The sequence below is a fragment of the Nonomuraea sp. NPDC049269 genome, from assembly GCF_043197155.1.
In the GTDB taxonomy this organism is placed as follows: Bacteria; Actinomycetota; Actinomycetes; order Streptosporangiales; family Streptosporangiaceae; genus Nonomuraea.
In genome coordinates this window covers 1,494,543-1,511,994 of the sequence record NZ_JBICSO010000002.1, presented here as the reverse complement: position 1 = coordinate 1,511,994, position 17,452 = coordinate 1,494,543, and the positions used below count along the sequence as shown (strand labels likewise).

Sequence of the window (17,452 nt, the reverse complement as noted above, 5' to 3'; positions counted from 1 at the left end):
CTGTGTCCGCGTTTCCCGCGCGCCTCAGGGAGGACGTATGCCTCGGATCGCCGTCACTGTCGACGGAGTCAAGTACGAGGAGGAAGTCGAGCCGCGGCTCCTTCTCGTCCATCTGCTACGAGAACGCCTGGGCAAGACCGGCACCCCGATCGGGTGCGACACCAGCAACTGCGGCGCCTGCACCGTGATGCTCGACGGCAAGAGCGTCAAGAGCTGCTCGGTGCTCGCCGTACAGGCTGACGACTGCGACATCGTCACCATCGAGGGCCTGGGCGCCAACGGGTCGATGCACCCGATGCAGCAGGCCTTCCACGAGGAACACGCCCTGCAGTGCGGCTACTGCACACCCGGCATGGTCATGGCCGCGATCGACCTGCTCAGGGAGAATCCGGACCCGTCGGAGGACGCCATCAGAGAGGGCCTGGAAGGCAACCTCTGCCGGTGCACCGGCTACTGCAACATCGTCCGCGCGGTGCGGCGGGGCGCGCAGGAGATGGGCCAGGCGGTGAAGACGCCATGACCGAGGTCGGCAAGGCGAGGAAGCGCAAGGAGGACGCGCGGCTCCTGACCGGGCGCACCCAGTGGACCGACAACCTGCGGCAGCCGGGGATGCTGTACGTCACGTTCCTGCGCAGCCCGATGGCGCACGCGCGGATCATCGGCGTCGACGTCTCGGCGGCGCGCGACCTGCCGGGTGTCGTGGCGGCGTTCAGCGGCCAGGACTTCGCCGCCGAACAGGGCAGCCTGCCGTGCGCCTGGCCGGTGAGCGAGGACATCGTGATCCCCGATCACCCGCCGATGGCCGTGTCGGAGGTGCGTTACGTGGGCGAGGCCGTCGCCTGCGTGGTCGCCACCGACCGCTACCTGGCCGCGGACGCGCTGGAGGCGATCGAGGTCGACTACGAGCCGCTGCCGGCCGTACTCGACATGAACGAGGCGCTCGCCCCGGACAGCCCCAAGGTGCACGAGGCGGGAAACCAGGCGTTCACCGTGAAGATCACCTCGGGTGACGTCGAGGCGGCCTTCAGGGACGCGCCGGTGGTCATCGACCGGACCTACATCCAGCAGCGGTTGATCCCGAGCGCGATGGAGCCGCGGGCGGTGCTCGCGACCACCGACGGCGACTCCTTCACGCTCTGGTCGGCCACGCAGATCCCGCACGTCCTGCGCGTCATGCTGGCCGTGGTGACCGGCATCCCCGAGCACAAGATCCGGGTGATCGCGCCCGACGTCGGCGGCGGGTTCGGCTCCAAGCTGCAGGTCACCGCCGAAGAGGTGCTGTGCCTGCTGCTCACCAAGCGGCTGGGCAAGCCGGTCAAGTGGACGGAGTCCCGCTCCGAGGGCAACCTGACCGTGCACCACGGCCGCGACCAGATCCAGCACCTCAGGCTGGCGGCCGAGGCCGACGGGCGGATCCGCGGGCTCCAGGTGGAGCTGCTGGCCGACATGGGCGCCTACCTGATGCTGGTCACGCCCGGCGTGCCGCTGCTCGGCGCGTCGATGTTCAACGCCATCTACAAGATGGACGCCTACGAGTTCGGCTGCACGGGTGTCTTCACCACGAAGATGCCGACCGACGCCTACCGCGGCGCGGGCCGCCCCGAGGCGACGTACGGCATCGAGCGGATGATGGACGAGCTGGCCGCCGAGCTGCGCCTGGACCCGCTGGAGGTGCGGCGGCGCAACTGGATCAAGCACGAGGAGTTCCCGTTCACCACCATCTCCGGGCTGACCTACGACTCGGGCAACTACGAGGCGGCGACGGACAAGGCGATGGCGCTGTTCGGCTACGACAAGCTGCGCGCCGAACAGGCCGACCGGCGTGACCGGGGCGACCCGGTCCAGCTCGGGATCGGTGTCAGCACGTTCACCGAGATGTGCGGGCTGGCCCCGTCCAGGATGCTCGGCGCGGCCAACTACGGCGCGGGCGGCTGGGAGCACGGCTCGGTGCGCATGCTGCCGACCGGCAAGGTCGAGGTCATCACCGGCAGTTCCCCGCACGGCCAGGGACACGTGACGGCGTGGAGCCAGATCACCTCCGACGCGCTCGGCGTGCCGTTCGAGGACATCACGGTGCTTCACGGCGACACGGCGATCTCGCACAAGGGCATGGACACCTACGGCTCGCGTTCGCTGACCGTCGGCGGCATCGCCGTGCTCAAGGCGTGCGACAAGGTCAGGGACAAGGCCAGGAAGCTCGCCTCGCACATGCTCGAATGCTCGCCCGAGGACCTGGAGTTCGCCGAGGGCGTGTTCAAGGTGAAGGGCACCGACTCCCAGAAGACCATCCAGGAGCTGGCCTACGCCGCGTTCACCGCGCACGACCTGCCCGAGGGCGTCGAGGCGCGGCTCGACTCCGACGCCACCTTCGACCCGGAGAACTACTCCTTCCCGCACGGCACCCACCTGTGCGCCGTGGAGGTGGACACCGAGACCGGCATGGCGAAGATCCGCTCGTACGTGGCGGTCGACGACGTGGGCAAGGTGGTCAACCCGCTGATCGTCGAGGGCCAGATCCACGGCGGCATCGCGCAGGGCATCGCGCAGGCGCTGTACGAGGAGGCCGTCTACGACGCGGAGGGCAACCTGCTCACCACCACGATGGCCGACTATCTGCTGCCGACGGCGATGGACCTGCCGGACTTCGTCACCGACAGGACCGAGACCCCGGCCACCAGCAACCCGCTGGGCGCCAAGGGCGTCGGCGAGGCGGGCACGATCGCCTCGACCCCGGCCGTCGTCAACGCCATCGTCGACGCGCTGCGCCCGCGCGGCGTGCACGACATCCAGATGCCATGTACACCCGAGCGGATCTGGAGGGCGCTGCGATGATCCCGGCCCAGTTCGACTACGTCCGCGCCGGCTCGCTCGGCGAGGCCGTCCAGGAGCTCGCCGCCGACGAGGACGCCAAGGTCCTCGCCGGTGGGCAGTCGCTCCTCCCGCTGCTCCGGCTCCGGCTGGCCTACCCGTCGAAGCTGGTCGACGTGGGCCGCCTGCCCGAGCTGACGGGCGTGCACGACCGTGGCGACCACGTCTTCATCGGCGCGATGGCCACGCACGACGAGGTGATGCGCTCCGGCGTGGTCAACGCCGACTGCCCGCTCGTGGCGCTGGCCACCACGAAGGTCGCCGATCCCGCGGTGCGGCATCGCGGCACGTTCGGCGGCTCGCTGGCGCACTGCGACCCGGCGGGCGACCTGCCCGCGGTGGTCCTGGCGCTGGAGGGCGTCTTCGTGACCAGCTCGCCCGAGGGCGAGCGGGAGATACCCGCCGCCGAGTTCTTCGTCGACTACCTGGAGTCGGCGCTGCGGCCGGGAGAGATCCTGGTCGGGGTGCGGATCCCGAAGCTCGGCGCGGGCTGGGGCTATCACTACGAGAAGTTCCACCGGACCGCGCAGTCGTGGGCCATCGTCGGCGTGGCCGCGGCGGTCAAGCGTTCCAACGGAGTGATCGAGGAGGCGAGGATCGGCCTGACCAACATGGGCCCGACGCCCGTGCGGGCCCACGCGGTCGAGACCGCCCTGCGGGGGATGCCGCTGGGCGATCAGGTACGGCAGGCGTGCGAGGAGGCTGCGGCCGGCACCTCGCCGCCCTCCGACCTGCACGCCCAGCCCGACTATCGGCGGCATCTGGCCAAGGTGCTGACCCATCGCGCGATTCTGAACGCCGCCGGATCCCCCTGACCGGTTCGAGGGGGCACCTCTTCCGGGGTGCCCCCTCTCAGACGTAATGTCGCAATCAGACGGGGCGCAACGACACGAGAGGAGCGGATCGATGGCGATGCGGTTCGAGCACGAGTTCAGCGTTCCGGTGCCGGTCGAGCAGGCGTGGGCCGTGCTGCTCGATGTCGAACGGGTCGCCCCCTGCCTGCCGGGTGCCTCGCTCGACATCTTCGAGGGCGACGAGTTCACCGGCCGGATGAAGGTCAAGGTCGGTCCGATCACCGTGACCTACCGCGGCTCGGCCAGGTTCGAGAACGTGGACAAGGACGCTCACACGCTTACCCTCCAGGCGTCGGGCAAGGAGGCCCGCGGCTCCGGCACGGCCTCGGCGACCGTCAAGGCCACGCTGACGCCCGGCGACGGGTCCACCACGGTCTCCGTCGAGACGTCGTTCAACGTGACCGGCCGGCCCGCCCAGTTCGGGCGCGGGGTCATGGCCGAGGTGGGCGCGAAGCTCATCGACAGGTTCGCGGCCAACCTCGCGCAACTGCTGGCCGAGCCCGCCCACGAGGCGGCCGCCGTACCCGAGGAGCCCCAGGAGGACGGGCCGCGGCTGAGCGCGGTGCCGAGCCCTGAAGAGGACGTCCGGCCCGCCGGGACGCTGCGTACGTCGCTCACGCCGGACGAGGAGGCGCTCGACCTGCTGGAGATCGCCGGGACGCCGCTGCTGAAGCGGGTCGCGCCCGTCGTCGGGGCGCTCGCGGCGCTGCTGCTCATCGGCTGGTTGATCAGACGCCTCATGCGCTGATTCAGCAAAAACACCATCAAGTCCGGACACTTCACTCAGAGCCAGGGAAGATGCTCCCCAGATGTCTCATTTCGGGGGAGATGACATGCCGGACTGCACCGTTGTCGTCATCACCTACAACGACGCGGCCCGCCTTCCCAGGGCCGTGCGCTCCGTACTCGGCCAGTCGTTGCGCGATCTCGAAGTGATCATCGCCGACGACGCGAGCAACGACGACACGGCCCGGGTTGCGGGCGAGCTCGCACGGACCGATCCACGCGTCCACTACCTGCGCAGGCAGACCAACAGCGGCGGCTGCGGCGCGCCGCGCAACGACGGCCTCGACGCGGCGGCGGCGCCGTACGTGATGTTCCTCGACAGCGACGACGAGCTGCCCAGGCACGCCTGCAAGAGCCTGCTCGGCGAGATCGAGCGGACCGGCGCCGACTTCGTGGCCGGGCAGATCTCGCGGCTGCACGAGCGGAGCGGGCGGCTGGCGCCCTACTACCCGTCGCTGTTCGCCAGGCGGCGGGTCGTGGCGGGCATCCGCGAGGAGCCCGAGCTGTTCCTCGACTCCTTCAGCACCAACAAGCTCTACAACGTGCGGTTCCTGCGCGAGAACGGGCTGCGCTTCCCGGAGGACATCCACTACGAGGACCACGTCTTCGCCGCCGGGCTGTACGCCGTGTCGCGCCGGTTCGCGATCGTGCCCTGGGTGGTCTACCACTGGCACCGCGCGCCCGACGACAGCTCCATCTCGCTCAACATCAAGGAGCTGGACAACGTACGGCACCGCGTGGCGGCGGCCCGGCTGAGCGACGACGTGCTGCGGGCCCACGACGCCGGGGACCTGGTGCCCGCCCGGCAGGACCGCTTCCTCAGGCAGGACCTGCGGGTGTACCTCAACCCGCTGCCCAGGCGCGATCGGGTGTGGGTCGAGGAGTTCGCCTCGATCGTCCGGCCGTATCTGGAGGAGGTGCCGTCCGAGGCGTTCGAGCGGATCGAGCCGATGGCCCGGGTCTGCTGCCGGCTCATCCTCGACGACCGGGTCGACGACCTGATGGTGGCCGCCCGTTCACTGTCGTACCCGTGCGCCGCCCCGCGGGTCGCGGTACGGCATGCGGGCCGTACGTACTGGGGCACGACGGTCACGCCCGGCATGGACATCACCAGGCTGCGGATGGCCGAGCTGCCCTACACCGCGGCCCGGCTGCGGCACGAGGTGACCGAGATCGCCGCCGACGGAGAGCGGATCCGGATGGTCGTGCATACCTACGACCCTTTTGGGATGCTGCCCAGCGAATGGACAGCCTTCCTCCAGCTCGGCGGCGAACGCGTCCCCATCAAGCCGGTCCCGTCCGGTGACGGCGGGTACGTAAGTAAGATCACCTTCACGCCCGCGGACTCGTGCGATCCACGCATCGGCTTCACCAGGCTCTCCGACGGCCGCACCACGACCGACCGGCTGATGGCCCCGCCCACCATGGAGCCGATCGCGCTGCGGGGGCGCACGGTCACGGCCGAGGGCAACGCCGCGTACCTGCGCGTGCGCGCGCCATCGGTCACCTCGCCGCTCCAGCGGATCAAGCGCCGGTTGATGAGGCGGCTCAGCACGCCGGCGATGAAACTGCGCTTCTACAAGGCGGTGATCCGCCTGCTCCCACCGCGCCGCAATCTTGCCCTGTTCGAGGCCGACGTGGGCAAGGGCTACACCGGCAGCCCGCGCGCCATCTACGAGGAGTTGCGGCGGCGCAACCTGCCGATCGACGTCGTCTGGTCCGTGGCCAGGGACCGGGCGAACTTCCCCGGCGACGCCCGCCTCGTCCGCCGCGGCGGCTGGCACTACGTGTGGCTGCTGGCCCGCGCGGGCATCTGGGTCGACAGCCACGGCTTCCCGCTCAACTACCCGAAACCACCCGGAACCCGCTATCTCCAGACCTGGCATGGCCAGGGCATCAAGTCGGTCGGCTTCGACGCGCCCGACCTGCGCGCCGACTTCGACCGGCCGCGCGACGAGTGGCGCGCCGCCGTCGCGCGCTGGGACGCGCTCATCTCGCCGAGCGCCGAGTTCTCGCGGATCTTCCTGCCGTCCAACGGCTACCAGGGCTGGGTCCTCAGGTACGGCACGCCGCGCTGCGACGCGCTGGTGCGCCGGGAGACCCGGCACGACGTCATGGAGCGACTGGAGATACCGCCCGGCACGAAGATCCTGCTGTACGCGCCCACCTATCGCGACCGGGCCAAGAACAGCGGCCAGTCGGTGCGGGCGGACCTGGAGCTGATGGCCGAGGAGCTGTCCGGCGAGTGGGTGCTGATCCTGCGGACGCACCCGGTGGAACGTTTCAGCACCCCTCAGCACCTCAGGCACTTCGTCCGGCCCGCCGGGTCGTACCCGGAGATCAACGACCTGATCCTGGCCTCGGACGCGCTGCTCACGGACTACTCGTCGGTGATGTGCGACTACGCGCTGACCGGCAAGCCCATGGTGTTCCTGATCGACGACTGGGACGAGTACCGGCTGACCGAGCGGGGCGTCTACCACGACCTGCCCGCCATCGCCCCCGGGCCGTGCGTCACGACGACCGAGGAGGTGGTGGCGGCGTTGCGGGAGCTGCCGGCCGTACACGCGGCCTATGCCGAGCGGTACGCGGCCTTCCACCGGTTGTGGTGCGCCGACGAGCGGGGGGACGCCGCCGCGCGCGTCGTGGACGCCTTCTTCGAGCGCCGGGAGGCGTCATGACCGTGCTCTTCGCGTGCATGGACGCCGACACGCTGGGCGGCATCCAGCAGGTGACGCACACGCTGGCGCAGGGGCTGGCCGGACGCGGCTACGACGTGCACGTGGTCGGGCTGCACCGGGCGGCGGCACCGTTCCGCTACGTCGAGGCGCCGCGCTACCGGCACCATGTGATCAGCCCCGAGCCCGTGGGACCGCAGAGCCCGCGGGCCCGCCGGCGGGCCGACGAACGGCTGGCCGCCCTGCTCGGCCCGATGCGGACCGGTTTCGCGGTGCTGACCTCGCCGGGGGTGGTGACCCGGCTGACGTCCCTGCTGCCCCGCTCGCTGCGTCCGGTCGGGCAGTACCACGGCTCGTACGAGCATGCCCGCGGCTGCTGGCACCTCGGCTCGATCAGGCGGCACTACCCCAAGCTCGACCAGGCGATCTTCCTCAGCGAGGACGACGCCTGGCGCTTCTCCGAGGACGCGCTGCTGCCCAACACCTGGACCCTGCCGAACCCGCTGGCGCGCTGGCCGCTGGAGGTCTCCGAGCTGGACACGCCCAGGGTGCTGGGAGTGGGGCGACTGGAGGGGATCAAACGGTTCGACCGGCTCATCAGCGCGTTCGCCAGAGCCGCGCCGGAGCCGCCGTGGGAGCTGCACCTGATCGGCGACGGCGCCGAGCTGGAGCGGCTGCGCGCGCACGCCGTCCGCGAGGGCGTCGGGGACCGGGTGGTGTTCAGAGGCCGGGTGCCCGCCGCCGACATGCCGGGCGAGTACCTGAAGGCGGCGATCGTGGGGATGACCAGCGAGCACGAGGGGCTGCCCGTCGTGCTGCTGGAGTCGGCGGCGCACGGGGTGCCCGCGGTGGCGTTCGACGTGTCGGGCGGGGTGCGATCGGCCGGGCCGGTGCTCGTCCCGGCCGGGGACGTGGCCGCGTTCGCCGTGGAGCTGGCCCGGCTGATGGGCTCGGTGCGGGAGCGGCGGCGCCTGGGCGCCGCCGCTCGGGCACGGGCCGGCGCCTTCCGGCTCGACCACGTCCTGGACCGCTGGGAATCCCTGTTCGCTCACCTGGCCAGGTGAGGGTCTATCCCGCGCGCTGGGCCAGCTCGGGCGATTCGTTGCGCGGCTGCGGCACCCCGGCGAGCACCTGCTGCTTCGAGGTGAGCAGCGCGGCGACCGGGCTCGGCTCGCGCAGCCGGTTGATGCGGTCGCGCATCGCCTTGCGCATCCGGCTGGCGCGGCGCTTCTGCATCGTCTTCTGGAGGGTCAGCACGTGCTCCTTGGCCGCCGCCGGCGCGCCGGTCAGCTCGTATCCGTTGGCCTGGAGCCGGGCGCCGAGCACCTGCTCGCACAGCGCGATCTCCCAGCCGTCCAGGCGGGTGGTCCAGCTGCCCACCCTGCTGCGGGTGACCTCGCCGTGCGTGTTGCGGTGCCAGACCTTGTGCGGCGGGACCGCCACCTGGGCCGCCTCGCGCGGGGAGACCATCATCGGGTCGAAGTCCTCGTCGAGGAAGTGGCAGAGCTTCTTCATCTCGGTCGACGGGTCGTCGGTGAGGTCCTCGTACCGCAGCTCGTAGTAGGAGTCCTCGGGCATCGTCCGCCTCAGCTTGTTGCCCGCGTCGATGGCCTCGGCCCAGGTGGAGACCGCGTGGAAGGAGTCCAGGTTGTACCAGGGCATCTCCTTCAGCGACGAGACGCAGTCGCGGCCGTCCCTGATCAGGTGGATGAACTGGGCGTCGGGGAAGAGCCTGAGCAGCATGTCGACCTGCTTGACGTAGCTCGGCCGCTTGTCCCCCCAGCGGGGCTTGTCGAAACGGTCGGCGTACATGCGGAAGGTGGTGCCGATCACCGAGCCGAGCGACCCGGGCCCCTCGACGACCTGCCGGACGTAGTCGTCCTTGGCGAGCTTGAGCTCGTGGAACTTGGTGCTGCGGTCGCTGGAGATCCACTGCGCGAGCGAGCGGCGGCGCTCCTCCACGCGCAGGTCGCCGAACGTCCGGCGCCGATGGTAGGCCGGCACCAGGAACCTGGTCTCCGGTGCCACCGCGATCCGCGGGTGCGAGTGGAGCATGAGCTGCAGCATCGTGGTGCCGGAGCGCGGACACCCGACAACGAAGATGGGCCGGTCAGACATGAAAAACCCCCGAAAACTTAGACGAGAACGTGCTCTCGGCTCCCCTTGGAGGGCACGCGGTGCTTGCGTGTGAAGAGCCACATCCGGCGGACGAGGACGACCTCGTTGGCCAGCAGCAGGACGCTGGCGACCGCGGAGATCGGAATCAGCGCCACGGTGCCCAGGAGCGGCGCGACCACGAACACAGCGGCGTGGAACTCGATGCCGCTGATCAGGTGAGTACGGATACGGCGACGGGCCATGGCCTTGTTGAGCCGCCGGGCGAGACGACGTCTGCGGCTGAGCGGCGGCCTCTGGCGCGGAATCCGCACCTCGACCTCGTCGTCCTCCGCCCGGTCCGCGCCGTCCGCCTCCGCCTCTGTCTCCGCGTCGGCCCCGGCTTCAGCCTCGGCCCGGACGGTCTCGCGGACCCGCCTCATTTGTGGCGCGTTGACGTACCTGAACAGGTCGACCACGGCCACCGCCGCGCCCATGACGACGTATCCGACGTCGCCGGTGATCGCGTACTGTCCGTAGGCGAGCCCGGCGGCGCAGAACACCACCCTGATCCGGTCACCCAGGTAGTCGAGCCACAGACCGAAGGGCGTCCCCGAGCCCTTGAGCCGCGCGATCTTGCCGTCCAGGCAGTCCACCATGAAGCTCAGGTAGAACATGGCCGCCCCCGCGGCCAGCCGGTCCATCGCGAAAAATGTGGCCGACACCATGCCGAGGACCAGCGACAGGACCGTGAGCTGGTTGGGCGTCAACCGCGTGCGGTTGGCCACCAGCAGAGCGGCCCGGCAGGCGACCGGGTCCACGAAGTACACGGTCCACCAGGAGTCTCTCCGCTTGCGTGTCGAGTAGACGTCATCGAGCGAATAGGTCCTCATGGCTTCCAAGCATGGCGACGCGCTGTCGTGTTCCAATTACTCTCTGGAACTACTGGGTGATGTCCATGCCGGTTCTTGACCATCCTGGCACCGACAGCCGCCAGACCTTCTGCGCCTCCCCTTCGCGGAAGCACCCCTTCACCACCAGGCCGCACAATTCCACCCGGGCATGCAGCCGCCAGCTCGGGCCGCCCTTTTCGAGCAGCGCCGGGTCGATCGCCACCTGGACACCCCGCTCGCCCGTACGCTCCACGTCCAGCATCACGCGGCGCTCGCCGTCGGTCAGCCACATGTCGACCCGGGTCGGCTGCCGCGGCACCCGGTGGATGTACGCCTCGCCGCGCACCTCGAACCGGCCCTCCACCCAGTCGCACGCGTCGACCATGGCCACCAGCTTGAGCTCCTCGCTCGCCTCGAAGACCGCGTCGGGGATGTTGAGGGTCCGGTCGCGGAAGTAGGGGTAGTCGCCGTACCAGCCGACCTCGCGCGGCAGGATCGGGGTGCCGTTGACCGAGTCGCGCCTGAACCCGCGCACCTCCCGCAGCTCCTTGACCAGGCCGCGGCTCAGCAGATGGAGTTCGAGCCTGCGCAGCGACGCCACCGAGCCGAGCGCGACGGGGCTCATCCCGGCCATCCACTGCTCCGAGAGTTCGAGCAGCGGCCCGATCTCGTCGTCCTCGCAGTACTCCAAGGCCTGGAACAGGAACAGGAGGTCCTTCTCCAGCACCAGGCCGTCGAAGGCGTCGATGAGCTGGGGCGCCTTCTCCGTGAGGAAAGCCCGGACCGCCCGGATGGCGGCCAGCCGTTCAGCCAGGTTCGACAGCTCCGCCCGCCGCTGCGTGATGGAGCTCTCCCCCTCCTCGCGCTGACGCCAGTGGTAGACGATGTCGGTCAGCACATCGACGCCGGTCGCCAGCACGTGCGCCCGCATGCTGAGCGGCACGTCCTCATAGATCCCCGCCGGGAACTCCAGCCCGTGCTCGTGCCAGAAGTCCTTCCGGTAGACCTTGTTCCACACCGTGCGGTCCCTGATCAGGACCTGCCGGTCCAGGATGTGCGTGCGCGGCGCGTGCCGCCTGAACACCTTCTCGTGCAGCGTCGACACGGTCAGCCCGCCCTCCTTCATGCGCAGCACCCCGCCGCACGCGAAGTCCGAGCCGCTCTCCCGCAACGACGCGACCAGCAGCTCGTACGCCGTGGGCGGCACGACGTCGTCGCCGTCGGCGAAGGCCAGATAGGTGCCGCGGGCCCGGCGGATCCCCGCGTTGCGCGCCGGACCCGGGCCCTGGTTCGGCTGGTCGAACAGGACGAAGCGGGGATCGCGCTTCACGAACTCCCGCGCCACCCGCACGCTTCCGTCCTCGGAGCCGTCGTCGACCAGGATGACCTCGATGTCCTCCAGCGTCTGCGCCGCCAGGGACTCCAGGCATTCGGCGAGGTAGGGCTCCACGTTGTAGATCGGGACGACGACGCTGAGCATGGGCGTCATACCAAGAAGCTCCCTTGGGTCGGGGTTGGGGTCGAGGGCAGCATGCCTCGGTCATCACCGCGGCAGGACCTTCGCTACCGCCCCCTGATCAGCTCTTTGCCGGACCGATCCGCTACGTTGTGCAGTCAGTCGAGCGCGCTGAGTAGGGAGACGCCGTGCTGAGAGCCGTACACGACCATGAGCTGCCCGCCATCCGCCGATGGCGCAACCACCCGAAGGTGCGGGCGGCCAGCTTCACCACCCACGTCATCGCCGAGGACGAGCACGCCCGGTGGTGGGCCTCGGTAAAGGACGACCCGGCCATCTGTGTGCTGATCTACGTGCACGACGGGACCGCCGCGGGGGTGGTGACGTTCTCCGGCCTCGACCCCGTCTCACGCAGCGGCGACTGGGGTTTCTACCTCGATCTGGCGGGGCTGGAGCGGTCGGGCGCGCTGCTGCCGGCCTGGATCGGGCTGGAGCGGTCGGCCATCGACCACGCGTTCGGCCCGCTGGGGCTGACCACGCTGCGCGGCGAGGTGCTCGCCGGCAACGAGGCGGCGAGGGGGCTGCACCGGCGCTTCGGCTTCGCCGAGGTCGCCGTCCACCAGCGCGACATCGACGGCGTCCGCCGGGACGTGGTCACCGTGGAACTCACCAGGAAGGACGACAGCGCATGATCTCCATCGCCGGGCGCGCGATCGGGGCGGACCAGCCGCCCTTCGTCATCGCCGAGATGTCGGGCAACCACAACGGCCGCCTCGAACAGGCGCTCGCCATCGTCGACGCGGTGGCCGACAGCGGCGCCCACGCGCTGAAGCTGCAGACCTACCGCCCCGACACGATCACCATCGACGCCGACGGCCCCGCCTTCCGCCTGGCCGACGAGCACGAGCTGTGGGGCGGCGAACGCCTCTACCAGCTCTACGAGCGGGCCCACACGCCGTGGGAGTGGCACGAGCCGATCTTCGCCAAGGCTCGCCGCCGGGGGCTCATCCCGTTCTCCTCGCCCTTCGACCCGACGGCCGTCGAGCTGCTGGAGAGCCTGGACGCCCCGGCCTACAAGATCGCCTCCTCGGAGATCGTGGACCTCCCCCTGATCAGGCTCGCCGCCGCCACGGGGAAGCCACTGATCCTGTCCACCGGCATGGCGTCGATCGGCGAGATTCACGCCGCCGTGGCGGCCGCCCGTGACGCGGGCTGCACCCAGCTCGCCGTGCTGACCTGCACCGCGACCTACCCCGCCGCGCCCAGCGAGAGCAATCTGCGCTCGCTGCCGCTGCTCGCCGGGCTCACCGGCGCGGTCGTCGGCATCTCCGACCACACACCCGGGCTCGGCGCCGCGCTGGCGGCGGTCGCGCTCGGCGCGTGCCTGATCGAGAAGCACGTCACCGTGGACCGGGGCGACGGGGGTGTCGACTCGGCGTTCTCGCTGGAGCCCACCGAGCTCGCGGCGCTCGTGGTGGAGAGCGAGCGGGCCTGGCAGTCGCTGGGCAGCGCGGTCATCGGGCCGCGGGCCTCCGAGAGCGAGGGGCTGCGGTTCCGGCGGTCGCTGTATGTCGTACGGGATGTGCGGGCGGGCGAGCCGGTGACGGAGCAGAACGTCCGCTCCATCCGGCCGGCCGGCGGGCTGCCTCCGGCGGCGGCGGCGCAGGTGATGGGCCGCCGCTTCGCCAGAGACGCCACGGTCGGCACGCCACTGACCTGGGACCTGGTCTGACGGCGGCCTTTTCACAGGAGAGCTGCACAGGAGGGCTTCACAGGAGGGCGAGGAGCGCGTCGGCGACGCGCTCCCTGCCCCGGCCGTCGATCAGCTTGGCGCCGCGCCTGCCGTACGCGTCGCGGGCCGCGGGGTCGGCGAGCAGGCGGGCGAGGACGCCGACGGCCACCGCGTCCGGGGCGGGGCCCAGACCCGCCGCGATGCCGCCGCCGACCAGCGCCTCGTAGCCGATCAGCTGGTTGTCGGCCACCCAGCTCAGCGCGGTCGGCACACCCAGGTGGAGCAGCTCCCAGACGGTCGAGCCGGCTGCGGTGACCACCAGGTTGGCCTCGGCCATCAGGCCGGGCAGCCGGTCCGTCGGCGGGATGACCGTGACGGGCCCGTCCACCTCGAACGGCACCGGGCTGACCACGGTCGCCCGGAACGGCAGCCCGGTGGCACACAGCGCCCCGGCCCAGGCCGGCGCCACACCGGCGCTGTCGGTGCCGCCGAAGAAACAGAGCACCAGCGGCCCCTCCGACCGGGCCGGGCGGCGTCGGGCGGTCCCTCGCATCAGCAGGACGCTGTCCCGCAGCAACGCGTAACGCGCCCCAGCCAACCGCGCGCCCCGAGGACCGGCTGGTCCCTCGTCCCGGTGACCGGCGAGCCCCTCGCCCCAGGGCCCAGCGGGCCTTTCGCCCCAGGGCCCGGCGGGCCTCCCGGCCCAGGGCCCGGCGGGCCTTTCGCCCCGGGGACCGCCCTCGGCCGCGCGCTCTCGGGGCGGTTGGAAGGGGCGCAGCTCGGCGCCGAGGTTCTGGTCGAGGTAGAGGTCCGCATCCTGGCCCAGCGGGTCGCCGTCGATGATCGCCAGCACGGCCGTGCCCGCCGCCCGCAGCGCCGCCCCCGTACCGGCGGCCAGCACGTACGAGTCCAGCACCACCGCGTCCAGCCCGAACACCCGCACCAGCTCGACCAGCGCCTCCGGCTCGGCAGGCGCGGCGCACAGCGGGAACCCGCGCTGCCGCAACTGCGACGCCGCCCACTCGGACCCCGCCACCTCCCCCAGGAACAGCACCTCGGCACCCCGCCCGCACAGCTCCTCGGCCAGCGCCACGCAGCGCATCAGATGACCGACCCCGCTCGCCACGCCCGCGTCGCAACGGAACCCCACCCGGTGCGTCACGCCTCCTGCAGCGCCTTCTGTGCCACGTGCGCGTTGAGCTCGCACACCTCGGGCCGGTCCCGCAGCCAGCCGACCAGCGACCGGACCGGCACGCACCCGTCGCCCAGCTCCGCGACGACGCGCGAGATGAGCCGCCAGTCGTCCTCCGTGTCGAGCGTGACCCGCAGGTCGGCCGCCGCCGGCGTGTAGGCGAGGCCGAGCAGCCGCGACTCGCCCGGATGCGAGTAGATGTAGGACGTGACGTGCGTACGGTGATGCGCGGTGGCCTCCAGATCGGCCCGTTTCAGCGCGGCCAGCCCCGCGATCTCCACGTCGAGCCCGCGCGGCAGCGTGCGCGCCAGGCTCGTGCTCAGATAGTCGAGGCCGGGCACCGCGCGGAAGACCAGCGCGGCCTCGCGGATCACCACCGGATCGAGCAGCGGGCAGTCCGCCGTGAACCGCATGACGGCGTCGCCCGGGTGTCCCCGCAGCACCTGCGTGAACCGGGTGAGCACGTCGTCGACCGGCCCCCGGTGCCAGAACACGCCGAGCCTGCGGCACTCCGCCACCACCAGGTCGTCGGCCGCCTCCGTGGTGGTCGCCACCACCAGGTCGTCGATCGCGGCCGCCTCGCGTACCGCACGGACCACCCAGCCCAGCACGGAGCGGCCGCCGAGCTCGCGCAGGACCTTGCCCGGCAGGCGGGTCGAGCCCATGCGCGCCTGAATGATTCCGACAATCCTCAACCGAAGCCCCATTCCCCTATGTGACCGTGTGTGATTTAACGATCGCGCTATGCTACCGGGCAGCTCGGATGTCTACGGCGGGGGGCCGCGTGAGCATTCTCAGTGGATCGTCGATTCTGATCACCGGAGGCACGGGGTCCTTCGGCAAGGCTTTCGTCCGTCACGCGCTGGACCACCTCGACGTGCGCCGCCTGGTGATCTTCTCGCGCGACGAGCTCAAGCAGTACGAGGCGCGTCACCTGTTCAACGACGACCCGCGGCTGCGCTGGTTCATCGGCGACGTGCGCGACAGGGGCCGCCTGACCAGGGCCATGCACCGCATCGACTACGTGGTGCACGCGGCGGCGCTGAAGCAGGTCGACACGGCCGAGTACAACCCGTTCGAGTACGTCGTGACCAACGTCTCCGGCTCCCAGAACGTGGTGGAGGCCGCCATCGACTGCGGTGTGCGCAAGGTCGTCGCGCTCTCCACCGACAAGGCGTCCAGCCCGATCAACCTGTACGGCGCGACGAAGCTGGTCGCCGACAAGCTGTTCGTCTCGGCCAACCACTACGCCGCCAGCCACGTGACCCGCTTCGCCGTGGTGCGCTACGGCAACGTGGTGGGCAGCAGGGGTTCGGTGGTGCCGTTCTTCCTGCGGCTGGCCGAGGAGGGCGGCAGCGTGCCGATCACCGACAAGCGGATGACCCGGTTCTGGATCACGCTCGACCAGGCCGTCCGGTTCGTGGTCGACTCCTTCGACCTGATGCAGGGCGGCGAGCTGTACGTGCCGCGCATCCCCAGCATGCGCCTGCCCGACCTGGCCCAGGCGCTGGCACCGCAGTGCCCGGTCTACGAGATCGGCGTCCGGCCCGGCGAGAAGCTGCACGAGGAGATGATCGGCCCCGACGACGGCCGCAGGACACTGCGGCTGAGTGACCGCTATGTCGTGCAACCGACGATCGCCACCTGGGGCTACGTGCCCCCGCAGGGCGGCGAGCTGCTGCCGGAGGGCTTCGCCTACCGCTCCGACACCAATGACCGCTGGCTGTCGGTCGACGACCTGCGCGCCATGGCCGCGGTCGGCCTCTGATGCTGCCCTACGGACGGCAGTCGATCGCCGACGCCGATGTCGAGGCCGTGACCGAGGTGCTGCGCGGCGAGTGGCTGACGACCGGGCCCACGGTCGCCTCGTTCGAGGCCGAGCTGGCCCGCTGGACGGGCGGCGTGCCGTGCCTGGCGGTCACGTCGGGCACGGCGGCCCTGCACGTCGCGTACGTCGCGGCCGGGGTCGGGCCGGGGGACGAGGTGATCACCTCGCCGCTGACGTTCGTGGCGACGGCCGCCACCGCCGCCATGCGCGGCGCCCGGGTGGTCTTCGCCGACGTGCAGCCCGACACGGGCAACCTCGATCCCGCGTCGGTCGAGTCGCTGGCGGGCGACGGCACCAAGGCGATCACCGCGGTCGACTACGCGGGCCATCCCGCCGACTACGACGAGCTGCGCGTGATCGCCGACCGGACCGGCGCCCTGCTGATCGGCGACGCCGCCCACTCCATCGGCTCGTTCTACAAGGACCGGCCGGTCGGGGAGCCGGCCGACCTCACCACGTTCTCGTTCTTCCCGACCAAGACCGTGACCACCGCCGAGGGCGGCGCCGTCGCCGTACGCGACCGCGACCGCTACGCCCGCGCCGCCCGGTTCCGCAACCACGGCCTGGTCCGCGACCCGGCCGAGCAGCGCGACCCCGACCACGGTGGCTGGCACCAGGAGGTCCACGACTTCGGCCTCAACTACCGGCTGCCCGACGTGCTCTGCGCGCTCGGCATCAGCCAGCTGCGGCGGCTCGAACACTTCCGCGCGCGCCGAACCGACCTGGTCGCCCGCTACAACGCGCTGCTCGGTGACCTGACGGGGCTGACACTTCCCGCCCAGCGCCCCAACACCACCCCGAGCTGGCACCTCTATCCGGTCAGGATCCGCGACGGGCGCCGGCGGGAGGTGTACGACCGCATGCGGGCCGAAGGCATCGGGGTGCAGGTCAACTACCTCCCGGCCTACTGGCATCCGGTCTTCGCGGACCTCGGCTACCGGCGCGGGATCTGCCCCGAGGCCGAGGCCTATTACGCCGAGCAGCTCTCTCTGCCGCTCTTCCCCGACCTCACCGACCACCAGCAGGACGAGGTCGTCGACCGGCTGCGCGCCATCCTGGAGTGATCCGCGG

At 70.9% G+C, this 17,452-nt stretch carries 15 protein-coding genes; 10 read left to right on the top strand and 5 right to left on the bottom strand.

Translation table 11 applies throughout. The features are described 5' to 3' along the window. Positions 1 to 37 precede the first annotated feature (37 nt). The 6 genes from ACGFNP_RS17290 (at position 38) to ACGFNP_RS17265 (ending at position 8,250) form a co-directional block, all read left to right on the top strand. Positions 38 to 520, top strand: coding sequence for a (2Fe-2S)-binding protein (locus ACGFNP_RS17290; protein ID WP_358330250.1), 483 nt, complete (start codon positions 38 to 40; stop codon positions 518 to 520). After that, positions 517 to 2,832 carry a xanthine dehydrogenase family protein molybdopterin-binding subunit gene (locus ACGFNP_RS17285; RefSeq protein ID WP_358330252.1) on the top strand — a complete coding sequence of 772 codons (2,316 nt, stop codon included), beginning with the start codon at positions 517 to 519 and terminating at the stop codon, positions 2,830 to 2,832. Before ACGFNP_RS17290 ends, ACGFNP_RS17285 begins: the two co-directional genes overlap by 4 nt. After that, positions 2,829 to 3,683: a xanthine dehydrogenase family protein subunit M gene (locus tag ACGFNP_RS17280; RefSeq protein WP_358330653.1), complete on the top strand. Its 855-nt coding sequence runs from the start codon at positions 2,829 to 2,831 to the stop codon at positions 3,681 to 3,683. The genes ACGFNP_RS17285 and ACGFNP_RS17280 overlap by 4 nt, the downstream gene beginning before the upstream one ends. Before the next feature lie 91 nt (positions 3,684 to 3,774). Beyond that, on the top strand, positions 3,775 to 4,470 hold the full coding sequence (locus ACGFNP_RS17275; protein WP_358330255.1) for an SRPBCC family protein: 696 nt from the start codon (positions 3,775 to 3,777) through the stop codon (positions 4,468 to 4,470). Between the two features lie 85 nt (positions 4,471 to 4,555). Beyond that, positions 4,556 to 7,189, top strand: coding sequence for a CDP-glycerol glycerophosphotransferase family protein (locus tag ACGFNP_RS17270; RefSeq protein ID WP_393319482.1), 2,634 nt, complete (start codon positions 4,556 to 4,558; stop codon positions 7,187 to 7,189). Next, positions 7,186 to 8,250 (top strand): glycosyltransferase, encoded by a 1,065-nt coding sequence (locus tag ACGFNP_RS17265; RefSeq protein ID WP_393319479.1) that lies wholly within the window; start codon positions 7,186 to 7,188, stop codon positions 8,248 to 8,250. The genes ACGFNP_RS17270 and ACGFNP_RS17265 overlap by 4 nt, the downstream gene beginning before the upstream one ends. A 4-nt stretch (positions 8,251 to 8,254) precedes the next feature. Here the strand turns inward: ACGFNP_RS17265 and ACGFNP_RS17260 are convergent, their stop codons facing one another. The 3 genes from ACGFNP_RS17260 to ACGFNP_RS17250 are packed head-to-tail and all read right to left on the bottom strand — an operon-like array spanning position 8,255 to position 11,662. Next, a complete protein-coding gene (locus ACGFNP_RS17260; RefSeq protein WP_393319476.1) occupies positions 8,255 to 9,304 on the bottom strand; it encodes a sulfotransferase family protein in 1,050 nt (349 codons plus the stop codon). Between the two features lie 17 nt (positions 9,305 to 9,321). After that, positions 9,322 to 10,173 (bottom strand): CDP-alcohol phosphatidyltransferase family protein, encoded by an 852-nt coding sequence (locus ACGFNP_RS17255; RefSeq protein ID WP_358330264.1) that lies wholly within the window; start codon positions 10,171 to 10,173, stop codon positions 9,322 to 9,324. 49 nt (positions 10,174 to 10,222) lie between these two features. Continuing rightward, entirely contained in the window at positions 10,223 to 11,662 is a 1,440-nt protein-coding gene (locus ACGFNP_RS17250; protein ID WP_358330267.1) for a glycosyltransferase, read from the bottom strand. A 155-nt stretch (positions 11,663 to 11,817) separates the two neighbouring features. Between ACGFNP_RS17250 and ACGFNP_RS17245 the strand changes: the two genes are divergently transcribed. Beyond that, positions 11,818 to 12,321, top strand: coding sequence for a GNAT family N-acetyltransferase (locus ACGFNP_RS17245; protein WP_393319472.1), 504 nt, complete (start codon positions 11,818 to 11,820; stop codon positions 12,319 to 12,321). Further along, positions 12,318 to 13,361, top strand: a complete 1,044-nt coding sequence (gene pseI / locus ACGFNP_RS17240; RefSeq protein WP_393319469.1) for a pseudaminic acid synthase — start codon at positions 12,318 to 12,320, stop codon at positions 13,359 to 13,361. Before ACGFNP_RS17245 ends, pseI begins: the two co-directional genes overlap by 4 nt. Positions 13,362 to 13,398: 37 nt before the next feature. Here pseI and ACGFNP_RS17235 read toward each other — a convergent pair whose 3' ends face one another. Both ACGFNP_RS17235 and ACGFNP_RS17230 read right to left on the bottom strand, forming a co-directional pair. Further along, entirely contained in the window at positions 13,399 to 14,523 is a 1,125-nt protein-coding gene (locus tag ACGFNP_RS17235) for a PseG/SpsG family protein (RefSeq protein ID WP_393319466.1), read from the bottom strand. After that, positions 14,520 to 15,260, bottom strand: coding sequence for a cytidylyltransferase domain-containing protein (locus ACGFNP_RS17230; protein ID WP_393319463.1), 741 nt, complete (start codon positions 15,258 to 15,260; stop codon positions 14,520 to 14,522). The genes ACGFNP_RS17235 and ACGFNP_RS17230 overlap by 4 nt, the downstream gene beginning before the upstream one ends. A gap of 77 nt (positions 15,261 to 15,337) precedes the next feature. Here ACGFNP_RS17230 and pseB point away from each other — a divergent pair, with 77 nt between their 5' ends. Both pseB and ACGFNP_RS17220 read left to right on the top strand, forming a co-directional pair. Continuing rightward, entirely contained in the window at positions 15,338 to 16,321 is a 984-nt protein-coding gene (gene pseB, locus ACGFNP_RS17225) for a UDP-N-acetylglucosamine 4,6-dehydratase (inverting) (RefSeq protein WP_393319460.1), read from the top strand. Beyond that, positions 16,321 to 17,445 carry a DegT/DnrJ/EryC1/StrS family aminotransferase gene (locus ACGFNP_RS17220; RefSeq protein WP_393319457.1) on the top strand — a complete coding sequence of 375 codons (1,125 nt, stop codon included), beginning with the start codon at positions 16,321 to 16,323 and terminating at the stop codon, positions 17,443 to 17,445. Before pseB ends, ACGFNP_RS17220 begins: the two co-directional genes overlap by 1 nt. The last annotated feature ends 7 nt before the right edge of the window (positions 17,446 to 17,452 follow it).